The 23,691-nt window shown below is 66.6% G+C and carries 18 protein-coding genes and 1 riboswitch; of the genes, 10 read left to right on the top strand and 8 right to left on the bottom strand.

Annotated elements, in window-relative coordinates; translation table 11 throughout:
- The first annotated feature begins 65 nt into the window (after nt 1-65).
- The 4 genes from QSJ18_RS09905 to QSJ18_RS09920 all read left to right on the top strand — a co-directional run bounded on the left by QSJ18_RS09905 (nt 66) and on the right by QSJ18_RS09920 (nt 9,784).
- Entirely contained in the window at nt 66-1,157 is a 1,092-nt protein-coding gene (locus QSJ18_RS09905) for a glutathione S-transferase family protein (RefSeq protein ID WP_286326228.1), read from the top strand.
- Nucleotides 1,154-1,930: a hypothetical protein gene (locus QSJ18_RS09910; RefSeq protein WP_286326229.1), complete on the top strand. Its 777-nt coding sequence runs from the start codon at nt 1,154-1,156 to the stop codon at nt 1,928-1,930. Before QSJ18_RS09905 ends, QSJ18_RS09910 begins: the two co-directional genes overlap by 4 nt.
- Entirely contained in the window at nt 1,927-5,820 is a 3,894-nt protein-coding gene (locus QSJ18_RS09915; RefSeq protein WP_462476039.1) for an ABC transporter ATP-binding protein, read from the top strand. The genes QSJ18_RS09910 and QSJ18_RS09915 overlap by 4 nt, the downstream gene beginning before the upstream one ends.
- A 190-nt stretch (nt 5,821-6,010) precedes the next feature.
- On the top strand, nt 6,011-9,784 hold the full coding sequence (locus tag QSJ18_RS09920) for a multifunctional oxoglutarate decarboxylase/oxoglutarate dehydrogenase thiamine pyrophosphate-binding subunit/dihydrolipoyllysine-residue succinyltransferase subunit (RefSeq protein WP_286326230.1): 3,774 nt from the start codon (nt 6,011-6,013) through the stop codon (nt 9,782-9,784).
- 123 nt (nt 9,785-9,907) lie between these two features.
- Here QSJ18_RS09920 and QSJ18_RS09925 read toward each other — a convergent pair whose 3' ends face one another.
- Nucleotides 9,908-10,489, bottom strand: a complete 582-nt coding sequence (locus tag QSJ18_RS09925; RefSeq protein WP_286326364.1) for a TetR/AcrR family transcriptional regulator — start codon at nt 10,487-10,489, stop codon at nt 9,908-9,910.
- A 130-nt stretch (nt 10,490-10,619) separates the two neighbouring features.
- Here QSJ18_RS09925 and QSJ18_RS09930 point away from each other — a divergent pair, with 130 nt between their 5' ends.
- Nucleotides 10,620-12,155: a flavin-containing monooxygenase gene (locus tag QSJ18_RS09930; protein WP_286326231.1), complete on the top strand. Its 1,536-nt coding sequence runs from the start codon at nt 10,620-10,622 to the stop codon at nt 12,153-12,155.
- 24 nt (nt 12,156-12,179) lie between these two features.
- Nucleotides 12,180-13,010 carry an SDR family NAD(P)-dependent oxidoreductase gene (locus QSJ18_RS09935; RefSeq protein ID WP_286326232.1) on the top strand — a complete coding sequence of 277 codons (831 nt, stop codon included), beginning with the start codon at nt 12,180-12,182 and terminating at the stop codon, nt 13,008-13,010.
- Between the two features lie 4 nt (nt 13,011-13,014).
- On the opposite strand, the gene QSJ18_RS09940 is transcribed toward QSJ18_RS09935, so the two are convergent.
- A complete protein-coding gene (locus QSJ18_RS09940) occupies nt 13,015-13,935 on the bottom strand; it encodes a glycine betaine ABC transporter substrate-binding protein (RefSeq protein WP_286326233.1) in 921 nt (306 codons plus the stop codon).
- An 89-nt stretch (nt 13,936-14,024) separates the two neighbouring features.
- Here QSJ18_RS09940 and QSJ18_RS09945 point away from each other — a divergent pair, with 89 nt between their 5' ends.
- Nucleotides 14,025-15,110, top strand: coding sequence for a magnesium and cobalt transport protein CorA (locus QSJ18_RS09945; protein WP_286326365.1), 1,086 nt, complete (start codon nt 14,025-14,027; stop codon nt 15,108-15,110).
- A gap of 27 nt (nt 15,111-15,137) precedes the next feature.
- On the opposite strand, the gene QSJ18_RS09950 is transcribed toward QSJ18_RS09945, so the two are convergent.
- Entirely contained in the window at nt 15,138-15,713 is a 576-nt protein-coding gene (locus QSJ18_RS09950) for a suppressor of fused domain protein (RefSeq protein ID WP_286326234.1), read from the bottom strand.
- Between the two features lie 109 nt (nt 15,714-15,822).
- Nucleotides 15,823-15,886, top strand: a riboswitch (guanidine-III (ykkC-III) riboswitch).
- 9 nt (nt 15,887-15,895) lie between these two features.
- On the opposite strand from QSJ18_RS09950, the gene QSJ18_RS09955 reads away from it, so the two are divergent.
- The gene (locus QSJ18_RS09955; protein WP_286326235.1) at nt 15,896-16,210 is read left to right on the top strand and encodes a DMT family transporter; all 315 of its coding nucleotides are present in this window, start codon (nt 15,896-15,898) and stop codon (nt 16,208-16,210) included.
- A 48-nt stretch (nt 16,211-16,258) separates the two neighbouring features.
- On the opposite strand, the gene QSJ18_RS09960 is transcribed toward QSJ18_RS09955, so the two are convergent.
- The 5 genes from QSJ18_RS09960 to QSJ18_RS09980 all read right to left on the bottom strand — a co-directional run bounded on the left by QSJ18_RS09960 (nt 16,259) and on the right by QSJ18_RS09980 (nt 21,616).
- The gene (locus QSJ18_RS09960; RefSeq protein ID WP_286326236.1) at nt 16,259-17,431 is read right to left on the bottom strand and encodes an ABC transporter ATP-binding protein; all 1,173 of its coding nucleotides are present in this window, start codon (nt 17,429-17,431) and stop codon (nt 16,259-16,261) included.
- 3 nt (nt 17,432-17,434) lie between these two features.
- Nucleotides 17,435-18,262: a carbohydrate ABC transporter permease gene (locus tag QSJ18_RS09965; protein ID WP_286326237.1), complete on the bottom strand. Its 828-nt coding sequence runs from the start codon at nt 18,260-18,262 to the stop codon at nt 17,435-17,437.
- Nucleotides 18,263-18,265: 3 nt separating this feature from the next.
- Nucleotides 18,266-19,465, bottom strand: a complete 1,200-nt coding sequence (locus tag QSJ18_RS09970) for a carbohydrate ABC transporter permease (protein WP_462476040.1) — start codon at nt 19,463-19,465, stop codon at nt 18,266-18,268.
- Nucleotides 19,462-20,910 (bottom strand): extracellular solute-binding protein, encoded by a 1,449-nt coding sequence (locus QSJ18_RS09975; protein WP_286326238.1) that lies wholly within the window; start codon nt 20,908-20,910, stop codon nt 19,462-19,464. The genes QSJ18_RS09970 and QSJ18_RS09975 overlap by 4 nt, the downstream gene beginning before the upstream one ends.
- Before the next feature lie 214 nt (nt 20,911-21,124).
- Nucleotides 21,125-21,616, bottom strand: coding sequence for a YflT domain-containing protein (locus QSJ18_RS09980; protein ID WP_286326239.1), 492 nt, complete (start codon nt 21,614-21,616; stop codon nt 21,125-21,127).
- Between the two features lie 143 nt (nt 21,617-21,759).
- Between QSJ18_RS09980 and QSJ18_RS09985 the strand changes: the two genes are divergently transcribed.
- Nucleotides 21,760-23,094, top strand: a complete 1,335-nt coding sequence (locus tag QSJ18_RS09985) for a magnesium transporter MgtE N-terminal domain-containing protein (protein WP_286326240.1) — start codon at nt 21,760-21,762, stop codon at nt 23,092-23,094.
- On the top strand, nt 23,091-23,621 hold the full coding sequence (locus QSJ18_RS09990; RefSeq protein ID WP_286326241.1) for a DUF1003 domain-containing protein: 531 nt from the start codon (nt 23,091-23,093) through the stop codon (nt 23,619-23,621). The genes QSJ18_RS09985 and QSJ18_RS09990 overlap by 4 nt, the downstream gene beginning before the upstream one ends.
- Nucleotides 23,622-23,691 lie beyond the last annotated feature (70 nt).

Genomic DNA, 23,691 nt, shown 5'->3' on the forward strand with positions numbered 1-23,691 from the left:
ACACATAGGGGCTCCCATCAACGAGCTAAGCATCGATGTCCGACAGGATCATTACTGTGGGAACCATGACTCCCTCGGCATCGCAGCCCGCTCCGGCATCGCAGCCATCCGGCCCGGCCACCGAACCCGGTGTCTATGTGATGGGCGGACAGGAGTTCGTCCGCGACACCAAATACATCGAGACCCGCATCACCGCCGACGGCCGCGACGGCTACCCGGTGGAGGCAGGCCGCTATCGGCTGGTGGCCGCCCGAGCCTGCCCGTGGGCCAACCGCACCCTGATCGTGCGTCGGCTCCTAGGTCTGGAAGACGCGATCTCGCTGGGACTGTGCGGACCGACACATGATCAGGACTCGTGGACCTTCGACCTCGATCCCGGCGGACTCGACCCGGTCCTCGGCATTCCCCGACTGAAGGACGCCTACGAGAAGCGATTCCCCGGCTACCCCAAAGGCATCACCGTGCCCGCGATCGTCGACATCCCGACCGGTCAGGTGGTGACCAACGACTTCCCCCAGATCACCATCGACTTCTCGCTGGAATGGACCGCCTTCCACCGCGACGGCGCGCCGGAACTCTATCCCGAACGGCTGCGCGAGGAGATCGACACCGTCAACCGCGGTATCTACACCGAGGTCAACAATGGCGTGTACCGGTGCGGATTCGCCGGTAGCCAGGAGGCATACGACGCCGCCTACGATCGGCTGTTCACCAAACTCGACGAACTCTCCGAGCGATTGTCGTCGCAGCGATACCTGGTGGGAGACACCATCACCGAGGCCGACGTCCGGCTGTTCACCACCCTCGCCCGCTTCGACGCCGTCTACCACGGACACTTCAAATGCAACCGCAGCAAACTCGCGGAGATGCCGGTCCTGTGGGCGTATGCGCGCGACCTGTTCCAGACCCCCGGTTTCGGCGACACCACCGACTTCGGGCAGATTAAGCAGCACTATTACATCGTGCACGCCGACATCAACCCCACTCGGATCGTGCCGAAAGGACCGGACCTGACCACGTGGCTGAGCCCCCACCACCGCGAGCAGCTGGGCGGTCGACCATTCGGCGACGGCACCCCACCGCCGCCGCCACAACCGTCCGAAACCGTTCCGCCGCAGTTCGACTCGACCGCACAACCGGGGGGATCCACCGCATGACCGACAGCACCAAGCACAACGACGTCGATTCGTCGGCCCCGTCACCGAAGACCGTCGAGGTCACCGGCGGAATCCTCGACCGAGCACAGCGACTCCAGGCGCCGGCCGTCAAGAAGTACGTCGACGGTTTGCGCAAGAAGTACCCCGACGACTCGCCCGCGCAGATCATCGAGCGACTGGAGAAGCGCTACCTGAGCGCGGTCACCGGGTCCGGTGGTGCGGTCGGCGCCGCCGCCGCGGTCCCCGGTGTCGGGACGGTCACCGCCTTCGGCGCGATCAGCGCCGACACCGTCTTCTTCTTGGAGGCGTCCGCACTGCTCGCCCTGTCGGTGGCCGAAGTGCACGGAATTCCCTTGCACGACAACGAACGTCGCAAAACCCTGGTGCTCACAGTGGCACTCGGCGAAGAAGGTGTCGTCGCCCTCGGACGGGTCGTCGGCAGCCGTGGGGTGGGCGCGCTGCGACGACTCGGCGGACCGTCGATACCCGGCGGCGCGCTGACCAAACTGAACAAGGCCCTGATCACCAAACTGACCCGGAAGTACGCCTTCCGCCGCGCGCCCCTCGTCTTCGGCAAACTCATGCCTGCCGGGATCGGCGCCGTGATCGGCGGGGTCGGCAGCCGGGCACTCGGCAAAAAGGTCGTCCACAACGCACGCGACGCCTTCGGACCGCCCCCGACGGTCTGGTATGTCGACGGCTCGGTGGTCGGCGAACCCGCGCTGCCCGCCGGGAGACGGACCGGCGCCAAGCTCTCGCTCCGGCGTCGGTGACCAGTACCGCCCCGACCGCGCCACCGACGTCGGCCCCGCCACCCCGATCCGCCGATCGGCCCACCCAGCGCGGCTGGATCCGGCGGTTGTTCGCCGAATGTCTCCGGTTCCGCACCACGATGGTCACCACCATCGTGGTCACGCTGATCGCGGTGGGCGTCGACGTCATCGCCCCGTTGCTGGCGAAAGCGGCCATCGACCACGCCACCGGAGTCGTGCACGACGGTGTCGGCATCCCGGTCATCGTCGTCGGGCTCGTGATGCTCGCCGTCGTGCGCTACGCCTGCTTCTTCGGTCGACGAATCACCGCAGGCCGCCTGTCGATCAGCGTGCAGAACACGCTGCGGCTTCGCCTGCTCGACACCCTCCTCCACCTCGACGGCCGAGCCCAGCAGGAGATTCGCACAGGCCAGATCGTGTCCCGCTCGATCACCGACCTGCAGATCGTGCAGGGCCTGCTCGCGATGGCACCACTCTCCATGGGTGCCGCCGCCCAGTTCGTCATCGCACTCGGCATCATGGCCGCGCTGTCACCACTGCTGACCGCAGTCTCCCTCGCCATCATCCCGCTTGTCGCACTGGTGATCTGGCATACCCGGCGGAAGCTGTTCGCCGCCACCTGGTCGGCTCAGCAGGCCGCCGCCGACGTCGCCGGGCACGTCGAGGAGACCGTCACCGGCGTGCGCGTCGTGAAGGGTTTCGGCCAGGAGGAACGGGCCGTCGACGAACTCACCGAACTCGGCCGCGGACTGTTCGCACGCCGGCTGCGGGCGGCGCGCATCAACTCGCGCTTCGCCCCGACGATGGCCGCGATCCCCCAGTTGGGGATGATCGCGGTGATCGGCGTCGGCGGCTACCTGACCATGCACGGGCACATCACCGCCGGGACCTTCCTCGCCTTCTCGACCTACGTCGCGTCGATGATGGCCATCGCACGGCTACTCACCAATCTCGTCGTCAACGCCCAACTGGCCCGCGCCGCCGCCGAACGCGTCTTCGAGGTGACCGACCATCCGCACGACCCCGACGATCAGGCGTCGGGCACCCTGCCCGACGGCCCGCTCGGTGTCCACCTCGACAACCTCACCTTCGGATATGGCGACGACGACACCACCACGCCGGTTCTCACCGGTATCGATCTCGACATCGCGCCCGGTGAATGTCTCGCGATCGTCGGGCCACCCGGATCGGGTAAGTCGACACTCGCCGATCTGCTCAGCCGCCACCTCCGACCCGATACCGGCTCCATCTCGATCACCGCCGCGGACGGGCACCATGCGCTGGCCGGCCTGGGCGCCGACGCCCTGCACAGCGCGGTCTCGGTGGTCTTCGACGAGCCTTTCCTGTACTCCGACTCGATCGCCGCGAATATCGCGCTGGGCACCGCGGTCACCGACCCGAGCGGCCGGGTCATCGTCGACGACCCGCGCGACGACGCCGAAACCGCACTCGCCGAACGTATCCGGGTCGCCGCCCGCCACGCCGACGCCGCCGAGTTCATCGAATCGCTGCCGGACGGCTACGCCACCGTCGTCGGCGAACGCGGGCTCACCCTCTCGGGTGGTCAACGCCAGCGCGTAGCACTGGCCCGCGCGCTGTTCGCCGATCCGCGGATCCTGATCCTCGACGACGCGACATCGGCCGTCGACGCCGCCACCGAGGGCCGCATCCTGCGCCATCTGCGCGCCCAGCACCGCACCATGCTCGTCCTCGCCCATCGCCGGTCCACCCTGATGCTCGCCGATCGGGTCGCGGTCATCGTGGACGGGGCGATCACCGACATCGGCACCGTCGACGAACTCGACGCGCAGTCACCACACTTCGCGGCCCTGATGGCGGCGGTACCGACCGACAGCCAACCGGTCTCACCCGTTCCGCCCGCCGCCGTCACCACCGCCGCCGTCAACACCGCCGCGCTGTGGCCCGAGGTATCGCAGGCGCCCGCCAACTCAGACTCCCGACGCCCCGCATCGTCGGCCGCACCCGGCCCGGCGCGTGGCGGGCGCGGCCCCGGCATCAACTCGGCGCTGGGTGCGATGTCCGCGACCCCCGAACTCCTGGCGGAGGTCGCCGCGCTCCCACCCGCCGACGAGGAACCTCGCGTAAACACCGTCGGTGCGCGCCGCGAGGATCGGAACTTCTCGCTGGGCGGCCTGCTGCGGCCGGTGCGTTGGCTCCTGCTCGCCGCGATCGTCGGCATCACCGTCGACACCCTGGTCGGGCTGGCCTTCCCGACGCTGGCGCGCACCGTGATCGACGCCGCCACCGACGCCGACCCGACCATGCTCGGGTGGGCGGTGATCGTCGGCGTCGCACTGGTCGGGGTCGGCTGGCTGGCGACCGCGCTGACGACCATCACCTCGACGCGCGCCGGTGAACGTGTGCTGTACGCGCTGCGGGTTCGTTCCTACGCCCACTTGCAACGGCTCGGACTCGACTACTACGAACGTGAGCTGTCCGGCCGGATCATGACCCGGATGACCACCGACATCGATGCCCTGTCGACCTTCCTGCAGACCGGGTTGTCGTCGGCGATCGTGGCGGTGCTGACGATCGTCGGCGTCAGCGTCGCACTGGTGGTCACCGCGCCGACGCTGGGACTGATCCTGGTGCCACTGCTGCCGGTTCTGGTGGTGGCCACCGTCGTGTTCCGACGGATCGCCGCGCGTGCCTACACCCGGTCACGTGAGCTAGTCAGCATCGTCAACGCCGATTTCCAGGAGAACATCGCCGGGATCCGGACGACGCAGACCTACCGCCACACCGACCTCGCCTACCGTCGGTTCACCGCTCGCACCCTCGACTGGGTGGATGCGCGGATGACATCGCAGCGCGCGATCTCCGTCTACTTCCCCACCATCGGATTGATGTCGGACCTGGCCACCGCGGCCGCCATCGCGATCGGCGCCCACCAGGTGTCGACCGGCCAGATGTCGGCGGGCACCCTGATCGCCTTCATCCTGTATCTCGGCATGCTGTTCGGGCCGGTCCAGCAGCTCACACAGGTCTTCGACGGATATCAGCAGGCATCGGTCGGGCTGGTGCGGATCGCCGACCTGCTACGCACACCGAGTTCGGTGGCAGTCGCCGACCACGCCCGCGACCCCGGACCGCTCCCATTCGTCGGCGATGTCGCCCTCGACGGTGTCGGCTTCCGCTACCGGGACGCACCGGACGATGCCCTGCACGGGATCGATCTGCACATCCCACCCGGGACCTCCCTGGCGCTCGTCGGGCGCACCGGCGCGGGCAAGTCGACCATCGTCAAGTTGCTCGCCCGGTTCTACGACCCGACGTCGGGAACGGTCTCGATGGACGGCACCGACATCCGCGACTTCACCCTGCACGGCTACCGGCATCGCCTCGGGCTGGTGCCGCAGGAGCCCCATCTGTTCACCGGCACCGTCGCCGACAACATCGCCTACGGCCGCCCGGACGCCGACCGCGAGGCCATCCGGGCCGCAGCCGACGCGGTCGGTGCGACGCAGATGATCGCCGGGCTGCCCGGCCGGATGAATCATCCGATCGGCGAACGCGGCAAGGGACTGTCCGCCGGTCAACGACAACTCGTCGCACTTGCGCGCGCCGAACTCGTCGATCCCGACCTGCTACTTCTCGACGAGGCCACCGCCACCCTGGATCAGGCGACCGAGGCGCTCGTGCTGGCGGCCGGCGCCGCCGTCACGCACTCGCGCACGTCGGTGATCGTCGCCCATCGGCTGGCCACCGCGGCCCGCGCAGACCGTATTGCGGTCGTCGAGGGCGGCACGATCGTCGAGTCCGGGACGCATACGGAACTCCTCACACGCGATGGTCCTTATCGTGAGTTCTGGGACGCCGGTATCGACCCGGGAGCCGAGGGGGTCGAACACCCGGACCACGCCTTCTGACCTGGACTTCTGTCCACAATGCCGGCGCAGCGCACATCTGAGCGAAACCGTGATCTTCGGCACGAGGGCGGTCCAGCGTGGTATGGCGACAACGCGTACCATCGCTAGGTGGTTCACCGATAATCTTCACAAGAGAGTTGTCGGCGTGCAGAGACCCACCACCTTCAGGGAATTGAGGCGAGAGAGCGCTGTGAGCAGTTCGACTTCGGACTTTGGTCAGAACACGTGGCTGGTCGAGGAAATGTATCAGCAGTTCAAGGACGACCCGAGCTCGGTCGATCCGAGTTGGCATGACCTCCTCAAGAACTACCAACCCGGTGAGAACGGTTCGAGCGCGGCGACTGCGCCCGCATCGAACGGCACCTCGGCGCCCGCTCCCGCGCCGACTCCCGCCCCGAAGCAAAGCAACGCCGTGACCCTGGATCAGACCCCCGAACGTCCCACCGCGCCGCGCAAGAGTGCACCGGCCAAGGAGTCCAGCGCGACCAAGGCCGCCTCCGGCCAGAGCGTCGCCAGCCGCGATGGTTCGGCCCGTTCGCAGAGTCGGCCCGCCAAGCCCGCGGCCCCGGCCGCCGGGGCTGCCACCACCGCCGAGAACAAGGTGCTGCGCGGACCGGCCGCGGCGATCGCCAAGAACATGTCGGCGTCGCTGCAGATCCCGACCGCGACCAGCGTGCGCGCCGTCCCGGCCAAGCTGATGATCGACAACCGCATCGTCGTCAACAACCATCTGGCCCGCACGCGTGGCGGCAAGATCAGCTTCACCCACATTCTCGGGTACGCACTGGTCCAGGCGATCAAGTCGTTCCCGAACATGAACCGGCACTTCGCCGAGATCGACGGCAAGCCGCATGTCGTCACCCCGCCGCACACCAACCTTGGCCTGGCGATCGACCTCGTCGGTAAGGACGGCAACCGCACGCTCGTCGTCGCTGCCATCAAGAACTGCGAGACGATGGGCTTCGCCGAGTTCTACACGGCGTATCAGGACATCGTCCGGCGGGCTCGTGACGGCAAGCTGACCGCCGAGGACTTCAGCGGCGTCACCATGTCACTTACCAACCCGGGCACCATCGGCACCGTGCATTCGGTACCTCGCCTGATGAAGGGTCAGGGCGCGATCATCGGCGCGGGCGCGATGGAGTACCCGGCCGAGTTCCAGGGCGCCAGCGACGAGCAGATCGCCGAACTGGGTGTCGGCAAGCTGATGACGCTGACCTCGACCTACGATCACCGGATCATCCAGGGCGCCGAGTCCGGCGACTTCCTGCGCACGGTCCATCAGCTGCTCCTCGACGACGCTTTCTACGACGAGATCTTCACCGCCTTCCACATCCCCTACGAGCCGATCCGCTGGCGCCGCGACATTCCCGCGGGCACCGTCGACAAGAGCACCCGGGTGCTCGAGCTGATCGCCGCCTACCGCAGCCGCGGCCACCTGATGGCCGACATCGATCCGTTGATGATGGACAGCGATGCCCGCACCTCGCACCCCGATCTGAACGTCCTCACCTATGGTCTGACCCTCTGGGACCTGGACCGCAGCTTCAATGTCGGCGGCTTCCACGGTCAGGACCGGATGAAGTTGCGCGACGTGCTGGCCGTGCTGCGCGACGCCTACTGCCGTCACATCGGTGTGGAGTACACCCACATCCTCGAACCCGAGCAGCAGCGCTGGATCCAGGAACGTGTCGAGATCAAGCACGTCAAGCCGCCGGTCGCCGAACAGAAGTACATCCTGAGCAAGCTCAACGCCGCCGAGGCGTTCGAGACCTTCCTGCAGACCAAGTACGTCGGCCAGAAGCGCTTCTCGCTCGAAGGCTCCGAGTCGGTCATCCCGATGATGGATGCGGTGATCGACCAGAGTGCCGAGCACTCACTGCGCGAGGTCGTCATCGGCATGCCCCACCGCGGTCGGCTGAACGTGCTCGCCAACATCGTGGGCAAGCCGTACTCGAAGATCTTCACCGAGTTCGAGGGCAACCTGAACCCGTCACAGGCGCACGGTTCCGGTGACGTGAAGTACCACCTCGGCGCCGAGGGCAAGTACTACCAGATGTTCGGCGACAACGAGATCAACGTGTCGCTCACCGCCAACCCCAGCCACCTCGAAGCCGTCGACCCGGTCCTCGAAGGCCTCGTGCGCGCCAAGCAGGACCTACTCGACGAGAACGACGAGTTCTCGATCCTGCCGCTGATGCTGCACGGCGACGCCGCTTTCGCGGGTCAGGGTGTGGTCGCCGAGACGCTGAACATGTCGATGCTGCCCGGCTACCGCACCGGCGGCACCGTGCACATCGTGGTCAACAATCAGGTCGGCTTCACCACCGCACCCGAACATTCACGTTCCAGCGAGTACTGCACCGATGTCGCGAAGATGATCGGCGCGCCGATCTTCCACGTCAACGGCGACGACCCGGAGTCGGTGGTGTGGGTGGCCAAGCTGGCCGTCGACTACCGCGAGGCCTTCCACAAGGACGTCGTCATCGACCTCGTCTGCTTCCGCCGCCGCGGCCACAACGAGGGCGATGACCCGTCGATGACCCAGCCGGCGATGTACGACGTCATCGACACCAAGCGCGGCGTGCGCAAGAGCTACACCGAAGCCCTAATCGGCCGCGGTGACATCTCGACCAAGGAGGCCGAGGACGCCCTGCGCGATTACCAGGGCCAGCTCGAGCGGGTGTTCAACGAGGTCAAGGAACTCGAGAAGTACCGGCCCGAGCCGAGCCCGTCGGTCGAATCCGATCAGGCTCTGCCGACCAAGCTGGTGACCGCGGTCGACAAGCTGACGCTGCAGACCATCGGCGACGCCTTCGTCAACGTGCCCGACGGTTTCACCCCGCATCCGCGCGTCAAGCCGGTCCTCGACCGCCGTCAGTCGATGTCCCGCGACGGTGGCATCGACTGGGCCTTCGCCGAGCTGCTGGCCTTCGGTTCACTGGTCCTGGAAGGCCGGACGGTCCGCCTGTCGGGCCAGGATTCGCGACGCGGCACGTTCACCCAGCGCCATTCGGTGCTGATCGACCGCGACAGCGGCACCGAGTACACACCGCTCAACCACCTCAAGCCGATCGACGGCGAACACGGTGGCGGACAGTTCATGGTGTACGACTCGCCGCTGTCGGAGTTCGCGGTCGTCGGTTTCGAGTACGGCTACTCGGTCGGAAACCCGGACGCGCTGGTGCTGTGGGAGGGACAGTTCGGCGACTTCGTCAACGGCGCCCAGTCGATCATCGACGAATTCATCTCCTCCGGCGAGGCCAAGTGGGGTCAGCTCTCCGACGTCGTGCTGCTGCTGCCGCACGGACACGAGGGTCAGGGCCCCGACCACACCTCGGGTCGGATCGAACGATTCCTGCAGCTGTGCGCCGAGGGATCGATGACAGTCGCACTGCCGTCGACCCCGGCCAGCTACTTCCATCTGCTGCGCCGCCACGTGCTCGACGGCATCAGCCGCCCGCTGATCGTCTTCACCCCCAAGTCGATGCTGCGCAACAAGGCCGCGGTGTCGCCGATCGAGGAGTTCACCGAGGACAAGTTCCGTTCGGTGCTCGACGATCCGCACTTCGCCTCGGCCGGCGCCGATCGCAGCAAGGTCAAGCGGGTGCTGCTGGTCAGCGGCAAGCTGTACTACGAGCTGGCCGCCCGCCGCGACAAGGAGAACCGCGAGGACATCGCGGTGGTTCGCGTCGAGCAGCTGTACCCGGTGCCGCATCGTCGTCTGCGCAGCACCCTGGAGCAGTACCCCAATGCGACCGACTTCGCGTGGGTCCAGGAAGAGCCGGCCAACCAGGGTCCGTGGCCGTTCCTCGGCCTCTGGCTGCCCGAGGTGCTCCCGGACGTCCTGCGTGGCCTGCGGCGGATCTCCCGGCGCGCCATGTCGGCGCCGTCGTCGGGATCGTCGAAGGTGCATGCCGTCGAGCAGCAGGAGATCCTCGACGAGGCTTTCAAGCCCCAGTGATCTTCGCCGGCCGGTGATCACCCACCGACCCAGACAACAACGGTGCCGCGTGTCGTTCTCGACACGCGGCACCGTTGTGTTTCTGGCATCAGGTCCTGACGGCCCTCGATCACCGGCGGATCGTCAGGTGGTGACCGGCGCACCGCTGGCCGCGATGATCGCGGGCAGCGCGGCGGTGATCATCCCGAGCAGTTCGTCGCGGCTCATGACCGGATCGGTCAGCCATCCGATGGCCACCTCCTCGACGAAGGACATCCAGCCGTGGACAGCGACCTCGACGATCGGCGTGACGGTGATGCCGAAGGCCGGTCCGTGGTCGAGGACTCGGGACGCCATCACCTGGCGGGTGCGGTCGAAGATCTCGCGCATCGCGGGATCGGCGCTGGCCGCACCGCGTACGAAGACCTGGTAGGCAACGCTGTTCTCGCTGATGTAGTCGACGAAGTTGGCGAGTGAGGACCGCAGGATCTCCAGCGGATCCTGCAGGGATTCATCCGGCGCGGTACAGACCAGCATGTCGTCGGCCTGCTTCTGCGCGATCGCGATGTGGAAGTGCTGTTTGGATTCGAAGTAGTGGAACAGCAGCGCGCGCGAGACTCCGGCGGCTTCGGCGATCGCCTCGATCGACACCTGTTCCAGCGGGCGCTGCGCGATCATCTCCATGCCGAGGGTGAGCAGTTGGTCTCGTCTGGCCTCCGGACTCATCCGGGTGCGCTTGTTCTGCGTCGCCGTCACCATCACTCCTTCCACCAGCCTGTCATGCCAGCCTAACCTCCTATTGACTGATGATCAATTGGCTATTGACACTCGTTCAGTAAGCCCATATGGTGGCTCCATGACAACGAACGATGTAGAGATCGCGATCATCGGCGCCGGCTTCTCCGGTCTGGGTGCCGCCATCAAGCTCCGACAGAATGGCGTCGACGACTTCATCGTCCTCGACCGCGGACAGGACTTCGGTGGTACCTGGCGCGACAACACCTACCCCGGCGCCGCCTGCGACGTCCCATCCCAGTTGTACTCGTACTCCTTCGCCAAGAATCCCGCCTGGTCGCGGTCGTATTCCCACCAGCCCGAGATCCACCGCTACATCAACGACGTCGCCGCCGAGCACGGCATCGGCGCCAAGACCCGCTTTCGCACCGAGGTGACCAACGCCGCCTGGAGCGAGGACGACCAGCGCTGGATCATCGACATCGAGACCGACGGCACGCCCGGCCAGGTTCGCGCCCACACCCTCATCGGCGGCGTCGGCCCGCTCTGCGAACCCAACCTGCCCGACATCGAGGGCATCGACGGCTTCGGGGGCAAGATCGTCCACTCGGCCCGCTGGGACGCCGACTACGACTTCGCAGGCAAGCGCGTCGCCGTCATCGGCACCGGCGCCTCCGCCATCCAGCTGGTCCCCGAGGTTGCCAAGGTCGCCGCACACCTCGACGTCTACCAGCGCACCGCACCGTGGATCGTCCCGCGCACCGAACGCGCCTACAGTGGCGCCGAGCATTGGGCCTTCCGCAACATCCCCGGCTACCAGAGCGCGCTGCGCGGCCTCGTCTACGCGGCCAACGAGGCCACCGCCTTCGGTCTGACCTACTCCCCCCGCGCCCTCAAACCCGTCGAACTCGTCTGTCGTGCCAACATCGCCCGCGGCATCCGTGACAAAGCGCTGCGCGCCAAGGCCACTCCTAAGTTCCAGGTCGGCTGCAAGCGCATCCTGCGCTCCAACGACTGGTACCCGGCCCTCGACCGCGACAACGTCGACCTGGTCACCGACGGTATCGACCGCATCACCGCCACCGGCGTCGTCACCAAGGACGGCACCGCGCGCGACGTCGATGTCATCGTCGTCGCCACCGGTTTCCACGTGACCGACTCGCCGGTGTTCGGCAAAATCGTCGGCGCCGACGGCCGCAGCCTTGCCCAGGTGTGGGACGAGATCGGGATGCAGGGGTACAAGGGATCGTTCGTCCACGGCTTCCCCAACCTGATGCTGATGATCGGACCGTCGACCGGATTGGGCCACACCTCGATGGTCTACATGATCGAGTCGCAGCTCAACTACCTCGTCGACTACGTGAAAACCGTTCGGCGCGAAGGCATCACACGCACCGAGGTGACCGAGGACGCACAGCGTGAGTTCAATGCCGGTATCCAGCACAACCTGCGCAACAGCGTGTGGGTGAACGGTGGCTGCGCCTCCTGGTACAAGGACGCCAACGGCAACATCACCACCCTGTGGCCCGGCTTCACCTTCAACTTCCGGCGGGCCACGCGTAAATTCGACATCGCCGCATACCGTGTCGAACGGGGCGCCTCCCCGGTCCGCGCCTTGCCCACGGCCGACGAAACACCGGCCGGCGCCGGCGTCTGATCACGAGCCCGACAGGAGAACACAATGAAGGACTTCACGAACAAGGTCGTCGTGATCACCGGCGCAGGCTCGGGCATGGGACGGGATCTGGCCGTGAAACTCGCGCGCCGTGGCGCCCGTCTGGCCATCTCGGATATGAACCCCGAGGGCCTCAAGGTCACCGAGAAGCTCGTCGCCGAAACCGGCGCCGAGGTGCATGCCCAGATCCTCAACGTCGCCGAACGGGAGGCCGTACTCACCTACGCCGACACCATCGTCGCCCACTACGGCGTGGTCAACGTGGTGTTCAACAACGCGGGTATCGCACACCACGGTGAGGTCGAACGCACCGAGTTCAAGGACATCGAGCGCGTGATGGACGTCGACTTCTGGGGTGTGGTTAACGGGACCAAGGCATTCCTGCCGCACCTCATCGCCTCCGGCGACGGTCACCTGGTCAACACCTCCTCGCTGTTCGGCCTGCTGTCCGAGCCCGGTCAGGCCGCGTACAACTCGGCGAAGTTCGCCGTCCGCGGATTCACCGAATCACTGCGCCAGGAAATGATCATCGCCAAGCACCCGGTCAAGGTGACCTGCGTACACCCGGGCGGCATCAAGACCGCGATCGCACGCAACGCGACGGTTTCCGGCGACCATGACCAGAAGGCCACCGCAGCCTTCTTCGACAAGTACCTGGCCCGGATGACCTCCGAGGACGCGGCCGACGTGATCATCAACGGGGTCCGGAAGAACAAGGCCCGCGTCCTGGTCGGCGCCGACGCCAAGGTCCTCGACATCTGGGTCCGTCTCGTCGCATCGCACTACCAGTGGGTCACCGCCAAGGTGACCGGCTGGGCGCTGACCAAGGCGAAGTAGCGCGTCACAGACCGTGATCGCCGAGCCAGGTGATCGCGACCTCCCGCGGATTCTTGCCCGCGTCGACCTGCCGGGCCATCGCGGCGAGATCCGCGGTGGTGATCTCGCCTGCCACCTTGTTGACGGTCTTGACATCCTCGCGCGAGAGCGCCGCCGTCCGGAACACGGGCACCAGGATCTGCGGGCGCGGCCCGACGATCGGAGGTACCGGACCGGTCTCGAGCGGCGCCTTCAACGCCTGGACTCCGTCGGCCTCCTCACCGAGTCCGGCCACCGCCAGCGGCGAGAGCACCCCGATGGCCCTACCCTCGGCCAGGCCGTTCAACAGTTCGACGACGTCGCCGACGACCCGTACCGGCCCGAGCCGACAACCGGCCGTGACGAAGGCGCGCAGCGTCTCCGGTGACGGGTCGGTGATCGCGAGTACCGGTAGATCCGTCGGCAGTCGCGAGCAGTCGCCCAGCGACCCGACCCCGGATTGTTCGGCGAGCCGGGTGGCCACGAAGATCTGCGGCGCCGCCGACACCGGCGTCGGGTCGCCCACCGAAACACCTTGTGGCAACGAGCGATTGACGTCGTCGTAGACCTCGTCGGCCGATCCGATGCGCGGCTGCCCGGTCACGCCGTGGGTGGCATAGGCCGGGGTCAGCTCCGACAGCAGCCCACCGGTGAAGGCCGGGAAGAGATCGAGTTCGGCGTGGTCCATCTCGTCGAGCAAGCGCGCGTCGTCGCCGGTCGTCATCTCCCCGGCGACCTCGCTGCCGCTGTTACGCAGGGCGCCCGCGTAGATCTCCGCCATCACCCGCAGCGCCGCCGTGTCGGCCGATCCGATCCGGATCGGATCGGTCGGCGCCGAACTCGGCTGCGCACAGCCGGCCAGACCCAGCGCGACGGCGACCACCACGGTCAGGATTGCTTTCCTCACGCGACCAACCGTAGCCGGTTGGGTGGACCTGCCGCGCCGGTCGTCCCCCGCCAGCGCGCCGCGCGCGTAGCATCCTTGGAGTGCCATCGATGCCCAATCTGCGCCCCGGTCGCCGCGGGTCGGAGGTTCCCGCGCGCGAAGGCAGGCCCGCGACACGGATCCCGGTACCGGTGGCCCGTGCCGTGGTGGACTGCGCCGTCTATGTCGACGGCAAACGCCAACCCGGCCGGATCGGCTACGCCGAGGCCCTCGGACAGGTGCGCGCCACCGGACGCGGTTTCGTCTGGGTCGGACTGCACGCACCCGACGACGCCCAGATGGCCGACGTCGGCACCGCATTCGGCCTGCACGAACTCGTCGTCGAGGACGCGGTCCACGCACATCAGCGCCCGAAACTGGAGATCTACGACGACACCCAGTTCCTCGTCCTGCGCACCGTCAAATACGTCGAACACGAGTCGATGGCACATGCCAGCGAGGTCGTCGAAACCGGTGAGATCATGATCTTCGCCGGTACCGACTTCGTGGTCACAGTCCGCCACGGCGATCACACCCACCTCTCCGGCGTGCGTCACCGACTCGAAGAGAATCCCTCTCGGCTGGCCCTCGGGCCGACCGCGGTGCTCCACGCGATCGCCGACCGGGTGGTCGACAGCTATCTCGCCGTCACCGAGCGGATGGACTCCGATGTGGTGGCCACCGAGGAGGCGGTCTTCGGCCGACATCGACACGGTCTGCAGATCGACCCGGTCTATCTGCTCAAGCGGGAGGTGTTGGAGATGCGGCGTGCGGTCTACCCGCTGACCACACCACTGGCCCGGCTCACCGACCCACAGAATCCGATGGTGCCCAAGGAGATCAAGCGCCACTTCCGCGACGTCGCCGACCACCTCGCGACCGTCGTCGAGCGGGTCGTCGAGTACGACGAGGTGCTCACCTCGTTGCTCGACGCGGCGGCGGCGAAGGTCGGGCTGCAACAGAACACCGACATGCGCAAGATCTCGGCCTGGGTCGCCATCGGTGCGGTGCCGACGATGGTCGCCGGCATCTACGGCATGAATTTCGACCACATGCCCGAACTGCACCAAACCTGGGGCTATCCGGCGGTACTCACCGCCCTGATCATCGTGTGCACCGCACTCTTCGTCGTCTTCCGCCGACACGACTGGCTGTAGCAGCCAGATCCTTCGGTGCGTTGCCGGTCAGGGATTGGCGGTAGCCCGCTTCGGCGCGGTGACGTCGATGCCTGCTTCGGCCCACGCCTCCCGCAGGGCATCGGCACCTTTCAAGCGCACCCAGGCCGCCTCGTTGGCGGTGATCGGCACCGCACGCAGCAACGTCACCGGTTCCATCGGATCCGGCAGTGCGACGGCACCGAGGTCGTCGGGTGCGAGCAGTACGGCCGTGCAGATGGATCCGTCCCAGAGCGGTTCACCCAGATCGATCAGCGAGTCCGGCCCGAGGATCAGCCCCTCGACGGCCGGCGCGGCGGCCAGCGCGGCCATCCGCTTGTGCAGTCCGGGCAGCGGAGTTCCCGGGCGCATCCGCACGACGAGTTCGGCGCGCGGGCCGAGCACCGGGTCGGCGTGCAGATCGGTGGGATCGGTCATCGGGTGACGTGCGCAACCCGAGGTCACGTAGATCACCTGATCGTCGGTGCCGAATCGCAGCACATCGATCGGCTCCACCCCGAGAAACGTCACCGACGCACGTTGCGGTTCGACGCCGATCGCCTCGTGTAGATGTTTGCCGACGGTGTCGGTCACATTGTCGCTCACCCGTGCCAGCCTAGTTGTTCGGTTTCGACGGATCCGTGATGCGGGCTTGACGCCGGTGGGCGCACGAAAATTGCGCTCGTCACCGTTATTTCTGTCATTTGATAGAATTAGGCGGTCGACAACGACAACCGGACGAGGTGCGCCGTACCCGACTCGCGACAAGACGACGCAGGAGGTTTCTCATGTCGTGGCTCGTTCTGGTCGTTTCAGGTGTGTTCGAGGCAGTCTGGGCCACCGCCCTCGGCCGCTCCGAAGGATTCACCCGACTCGGCCCGTCGATCATCTTCGGGGTCGCACTGCTGGTGTCGATGGGCGGTCTTGCCTACGCCATGCGCGATCTTCCGACCGGCACCGCCTACGCGGTCTGGGTCGGTATCGGTGCGGCGCTGACAGTCGGCTTCGCCATCGTCACCGGCGCCGAAAGCGCGTCCGTGCTACGGATCGCGTTCATCCTGGCCATCGTCGCATCGGTGATCGGCCTCAAAATGGTGTCCTGAGCGGACCGGCGCAGGTGGCGCGGAACCACGCCACCTGCGCCGGAAAACTCAGCCGCGCAGGGTTTTACCCGAGGCCTGATCGAAGACCGCGACCTTGGCCGTGTCGAAGAACAGTTCGGTGTTCGCGCCACGAGACACCCGCGACTCGGGCGAGAGGCGTGCGATCAGCTGACCGCCGCCGAGGTCGGCACCGGTGTCGGCGGACAGTTCGGCGAGCGCATCGCTGGCCGCCCGTGGCGACCCGACCGAGAAATGGGCGTAGATGTCGGAGCCCATCGACTCCACCACCTCCACCGACGCGGCGAACACCGAACCCCGCGAACGGGTGTCGGCGTCGAGCAGGGCCGCGTCCTCGAAGTGCTCGGGCCGGATGCCGACGAGCACGTCACCGTTGCTGCCGACATCGCCGGCCCGCGAGACGACCTGCTGCTGGTCGGCGAGTTCGATCACCCCGATCGGCGTCTCGACGCCCTCGGCGCTCAACCGTCCGGGCAGGAAGTTCATCGACGGTGATCCGATGAAGCCGGCGACGAAGACGTTCGCCGGGTTGTTGTACAGCTCCTGCGGGGTACCGATCTGCTGGACATGACCGGCGCGCAGCACGACGACCCGATCGCCGAGGGTCATCGCCTCGGTCTGATCGTGTGTCACATACACGGTTGTGGTGTTCAGCCGATGCTGGAGCTGGGCGATCTCGGTCCGCATCTGCACACGCAGTTTGGCGTCGAGGTTGCTCAGCGGTTCATCCATCAGGAAGGCCTTGGGCGAACGCACGATCGCACGTCCCATCGCGACGCGCTGACGCTGGCCGCCGGACAGATTGGCGGGTTTGCGATCCAGATACGGTCCCAGATCGAGGATGCGCGCCGCCTCGTCGACCTTGGCCGCGATCTGGTCCTTCGGCAGCTTGGCCAGGGTCAGTGGGAAAGCGATGTTCTGACGCACCGACATATGCGGATAGAGAGCGTAGCTCTGGAACACCATCGCGATGTCTCGGTCCTTCGGTGCGCGATCGTTGACCCGCTCACCCCCGATCCGCAGTTCACCGGTGGTGATGTCCTCCAGACCGGCGATCATGTTCAGCGTCGTCGACTTACCGCAGCCGGACGGGCCGACGAGGATGACGAACTCGCCGTCGGCGATCTCCAGATCGATACCCGCCACCGCCGTCGAACCGTCGGAGTACTGCTTGCTGACGTTGTCCAGCACGATGTCTGCCATGGGTTATCCCTTCACGGCGCCGGAGGTCAGCCCGGCCACGATTCGACGTTGGAAGAAGAGCACAAAGATGATGATCGGCACCGTGATCACGACGGCGGCCGCCGCGATCGATCCGGTCGGATCCTCGAACTGACTACTGCCGGTGAAATTCGCGATCGCGACCGGGGCGGTCATGGCCCGCTCGGTCGAGGTCAGCGACAGCGCGAGTAGCAGGTCGTTCCAGGCGAAGATGAATACCAGGATCGCCGCGGTCACCACACCCGGCGCGGCCAGCGGGGCGATCACTCTGGTGAATGCCTGCCACGGGGTGGCACCGTCGATCTTGGCCGCCTTCTCCAGCTCCCACGGGATCTCCCGGAAAAAGGCCGACAGAGTGTAGATCGCCAGCGGCAGCGCGAAGGTGATGTAGGGCAGGATCAGACCGGGCCAGGTGTCGAACAGGCCGAGTCGCCGTTCGATGTTGAACAGCGGTGTCACCAGTGAGATCTGCGGGAACATCGCGATCAACAGCGATGCGCCGATCAGGATCTTCTTGCCGGGGAAACTCAGCCGCGCGACCGCATAGGCCGCCATGGTGCCCAAGATGACGGCGATCAGCGTGGTGATCAAACCGATTCCGATCGAGTTGATCAGCGCCGAGGTGAACATATTCGTGTCGAAGATGCCCTGGTAGTTCTCCCACGTCCAGGTCTCCGGGATGAACCGGCCGTCGTCGATCTGCTGCGGCGGTTTGAAGGACAGGCTGATGATCCACAGCAGCGGGATCAGCACATAGAGCAGCACCAGGAGGTTGGCAATCGTCCACCAGGCCTTGGATTTCACGCTGTGCATCGCCTACCGCCCCTCGTCCTCGGCACCAGGCGCCGCAGTACCGAAACCCTTGATGAACACGAATGCGATGATCGCCACACAGATGAAGATCAGGATCGAGATCGCCGAGCCCACACCGAGGTTGAACGCCTTGAACAGATTGTCATAGCCGAGCATGGACACCGAACCGGTGTTGTTGGCACCGGCGGTGAGCACGTAGATGTTGTCGAAGATCCGGAAGGCGTCCAGGGTGCGGAACAGCAACGCCACCAGGATGGCCGGCTTCATCAGCGGGATGATGATGCGCCACAGTCGAGTCCATGCACCGGCACCGTCCACCTGAGCGGCCTTGAGCAGATCGTCGGGCACCAGGGCCAGACCGGCGAGCAGTAGCAGCGCCATAAACGGCGTGGTCTTCCACACCTCGGCGAGCACGATGATCGCGAGTGACGGCCATTGCTCGGTGAGCGGCGCCGTCCCGTCGGGGAGCAGATTCGCCAGGTAACCGGTTTCCGGAGTCCACGCGTAATACCAGGAGAAGGCCGCCGCGACGGTCACGATGCCGTATGGGATGAGCACCATCGTGCGGATGACACCCTTGCCGAAGATGGTGCGGTGCATGACCAGAGCGATGGCCATACCCAGCACCAACTCGATGAGGACCGACACCAGCGTGATGCCCAGCGTCACCCCGAACGCGCTCCACCAGTAGCCGTCGGTGAGCACCGTCGCATAGTTGGAGAACCACACGAACTCGCGTTCACCCGGCGCCGACAGGCTCGCCTTGTTCAGCGACAGCCAGACCGCGTAGACGATCGGATATCCGGTGACCACTGCCATCATCAGCGCGGCAGGCGCGATCAGCCAGAAGGCGAGTTTGCGTTCGGCCGCCTTGCCTTCGCTGAGTTTGCGCTTTCCCGCCGGTTCGGGCGTACGCGATGCCTCGGTGTCCCGGGCGATGACCGCGGTACCCGCGGTCGTCGGCACCGCGGCGCCTACCGCCTGCGGTGCGGCGTGGGCCGGTGGTGCCGGGCTGGAGGACGCCGGTGGCGTCCAGATGTCGGAATGGACGGTCGGCGTGTCGGATCCGGGCACCGCCGGAATCGAACCGGTCCGCGTGGTGGCGTCCTCGGGCAGCGAATGGCGTCCCGCCCGCTGCGGCGAGTCACCCCCGTCGGCACCGTCTGCCGACGGTGCCGTCGGGTTGTCGTCTCCGGTTGTCACGGAACCAGCCCTTCTCCATCGATGGCCTTCTGGACTGCATCGGCGAGTTCATCGACGAGCGTCTCCGGATCCCACTGGCCCACCGGACTCAGCTTGGCCACCACGAGGGTCGAGATCGCTTGGTAGACCGGCGTCTTCGGACGCACTGCGGCGCGCCCTTCTTTCAGTTGTTTGAGCACCTCGTCGGCCATCGGATAGATCGCACGGAACTCGGCGTCGTCACTGTAGAGACTTCCGATCACCGGTGGCGGGCCTGCGTTGAGCGCGAAGTACTTCTGCGACTCCTTGCTCGTGATGCATTCGGCGGCCTTGAACGCCAGTTCCTGCTGCTGCGAGGTACCGGCCACGGCGATGTTGAACCCGCCCAGAGTCGCCTTGCCGGGCCGGTTGCCGACCCCTGGATAATTGGTGAAGTTGAACTTCTTGCGCATCTCGATGTTCAGCGGCCGTAGCTGTTCGGGCTTCGGCTTGTCCGCGCCGTCGGCGTACAGCCCGGAATACTTCTGCAACTCCGTGAGAAAGTCGACGCTGCCCTTGGCCGCGTTCTCCTGCATACCGGCGAAGACGAAGGGCCAGTTGACCTGGTAGAGCGCTTTGCCCTTCTCCATTCCGGTCCGCGCGGTGCCCTCGTCGGAGTTCGTCAGCGACGGGTCGTGACCGGGAGCTGTGGCGACCGCCTTCAGGACCCGCAATGCCTCCACCGTCGCGGCCCGGTGCGCCGGAGTGTCATTGAGCGCCTGCCGATCCGGGTTCTGCGGGTCGACGATCTCGCCACCCACGGTGGCCAGGACCGAGTTGAACCAGACCATCAACCCCTCGTACTGCCTGGCGGTCACCATGATCTGCGACGGCCCGCCCCTCGCCAGACTCTGCTGGGCGTCGACGATCATGGCCTCCCAGGTACGCGCGGGACGGCTCCCGATCTGAGCCAGGACATCCGTTCGGTACCACAGCAATTGGGTGTTGGTGGACATCGGGATCGCGTAGAGGCGCTCGCGCTCGTCGCCCTTCTTACGCCAGATGGCGGTGTCCAAAGGTCCCGCGAGAGTACGGGATTCGACGCCCGTGGCGATGCCGTCCGGCACCGCGACCGCCCACCCCGCATCGGCGAACTCGGCCGTCCACACCACGTCCATGGCCATCAGGTCGAGCGTCTTGTCGTCCCCGGCCAGACGTCGTGCCAACTGCAATCGCTGATCGTCGGCCGATTTCGGCAGCACCGTGTTCTCGATCCGGTATTGCCCACCGGACTCGGCCGAACACTTCGCCGAGATCTCCGCGAAGGTGTCCGCGCCGTCGGCCGGTGAATAGAAATTGAGTACGCCCGCCTCGTAGTCGGTTCCGCAGGCGGTGAGAATGGGGAACGTCGTCGCCAGTGCCGCAACGGCAATGGCCGCCTTACGTCCGAATCCGACGGATCTGGTCCGTCCCCGTCTCCTGTTCACCGATGGTCGATCGCCCCCGCCTGCAGCGCTGACCGAACTCCGCACGGAGCCTCCTTGTGTCCTACGCGGTGCGCTCGATCCGAAACAACCGCGAGCGTCTGGAGGGCTACGCTATACGCCGCGATTCGTGACTGGCAACACATTCGGCATGGGCGTGCCACAATCCCGTATTTCCCCGGGTGCGCTGGCGACACGCCCGGCCGTACCGGGTGGTTCAGACAGCCAGGCGGGCAAGCATGTCACGAGCCTGGGTCGCGCTCTTCGGGTCGCACAGCACGTCGTAGCGCCCCGCCACCAGCTGCATCGTCGACGCGAAATCACGCTGCCCACGTGTGGCCGCATACGGCACGACCGCCGTCACCAGACCGAAGATCACACCGCCGATGATGCCCATCACCAGCGGCGCCACCGGTGACCCGCTGACCACCAGCGACACCAGCAGACCGAAGAACAGACCCAGCCACGCCCCCGACACGATGCCGGTCCCGATGACCTTGCCCCATGTCAGACGCCCGATGACTCGCTCGACCTGCATCAGATCAACCCCGACGATGGTCACGTCCTGCACGGTGAAATCCTGTTTGGCCAAATGCTCCACGGCACGCTGCGCCTCGGCGTATGTGCGGTAGGAGCCGACCGGCCAGCCCTGCGGCGGAGTGGGTAACCCGGCGCCGCGGCGACCGCCGCCACCCATGGGATTCGTCATCAGCACACCTCTGATCCTTCTCGCCCCCGGCGTCGGCGATCACCGATCGGCAACCGGCCGCCGGGCCGGCCGGGATGCCGGTGACGTCACCCACACGCCGTGGTGACATCATCGACAACACCCTTGCCACTACCCTTACTCCCATGTCGGTGAGCAAGGTGTTCGTGGCCAGATTAGTCGGATTGGCCGTCCTTGGTCCCGATGGTGAATCCATCGGCCGGGTACGCGACGTCGTCATCGGCGTCCGGCTCTCCGGCCAACAGCCGCGCGTCCTCGGACTGGCCGTCGAATTGACCACCCGCCGAAGGATTTTTGTGCCGATGCTGCGCGTCACCGCCATCGAGCCGAATGCGGTGACCCTCAACACCGGAACCGTCAGCCTGCGTCGGCTGCACCTGCGGCCCGGCGAGGCGCTGGCCATCGGGCAGGTTCTCGACACCCAGGTCCGCATCGACGATCCCGACCTACCCGACTTCGCCGACATCGACGTCACCATCGTCGATCTCGGCATCGAACAAACCCGAACACGCGACTGGATGGTCGCCCGCGTCGCGATCCGCGGTCACCGTCGCGGCCTACGCCGCCGCGGCGACACCCACGTCGTCGAGTGGTCGCACGTCCACGGCCTGACACACAGCGCGCTGAACCTACCCGGTCAGGGCGTCGCGCAGGTGCTCCTGCAATTCGAGGGTATGCGCGCGGCCGACGTCGCCAACGCCCTTCGTGAACTGCCACCCAAACGGCGCGACGAGATCGCCGCGGCCCTCGACGACGAACGGCTCGCAGACGTCCTGCAGGAACTTCCGCCCGACGACCAGACCGACGTGCTCGCCCAGTTGGACACCGAACGCGCGGCCGACGTCCTGGAGGCGATGGATCCCGACGACGCCGCCGACCTGCTCGGCGAGTTGCCCGATATCGAAGCCGAGGCGCTGCTGGAGAAGATGGATCCCGAGGATTCCGCCCCGGTGCGTCGGCTGCTGCTGCACTCCCCCGACACCGCGGGTGGTCTGATGACCTCGGAACCGATCATCGTCACCGCCTCCACCACGATCGCCGAGGCCCTCGCCCGCGTACGCGATCCCGATCTGACGCCGGCCGCGGCCAGCATCGTCTTCGTGGTCCGACCGCCGACCGCCACGCCGACCGGAAAGTACCTGGGCTGCGTCCACATACAGGCCCTGCTCCGCGAACCGCCCGCGAATATCGTCGGCGGCATCCTCGACACCGACCTGGCGCACCTGCGCCCCGACGACTCCTTGGAAACCGTGACCCGCTACTTCGCCACCTACAACCTGGTCTGCGGACCGGTCGTCGATGACGAACGCCACCTCCTCGGCGCGGTCAGCGTCGACGACCTGCTCGACGAGATCCTGCCGCGCGACTGGCGGGAGAGCGAACCCGGCGAACCCGGTGTCGGCGAATCGCCTGTCGGGGGTAACACCGGCACCGGAGACCGGCGAGCGGGTGGCCGATGAGCGAGCCACGCGGACGCCGCCTCGACACCCCCAGTCCCCGCCGGCGGTTCTCCTTCAATCTCGATTCCGACGTCGTCGGTGTCTACGGTGAGCGGGTAGCACGGTTCCTCGGCACCGGCCGCTACCTCGCGATCCAAACCGTCGTCGTGGTGGTGTGGATCCTGCTGAATCTGGTCGCGGTGACCATCCGCTGGGATCCGTATCCGTTCATCCTGCTCAACCTGGCGTTCTCCACCCAGGCCGCCTACGCCGCACCGCTCATCCTGCTCGCGCAGAACCGGCAGGAGAACCGCGACCGGGTCGCCCTCGAAGAGGACCGCAGCCGGGCCGCGCAGACCAAGTCCGACACCGAGTTCCTGGCGCGCGAACTGGCCGCGGTGCGGCTCGCGGTCGGCGACACGGTCAGCCGCGACTATCTCCGCAAAGAGCTCGACGACCTGCTCGACGAACTCGTCGACCGGCTGCGCGAGCCGTCCGACGCCGACTCCGACAGCGCACCCGACACGAATCGTCGGCGTCGGGACTGACCTCTACCACCGTCGCGCCCGGCACACCCCGGGCCACCACACCGCCATATGCCGTCAGCAAAGAATTGTC

Source organism: Gordonia heveisoli, from assembly GCF_030315745.1.
Classification (GTDB): Bacteria; Actinomycetota; Actinomycetes; order Mycobacteriales; family Mycobacteriaceae; genus Gordonia.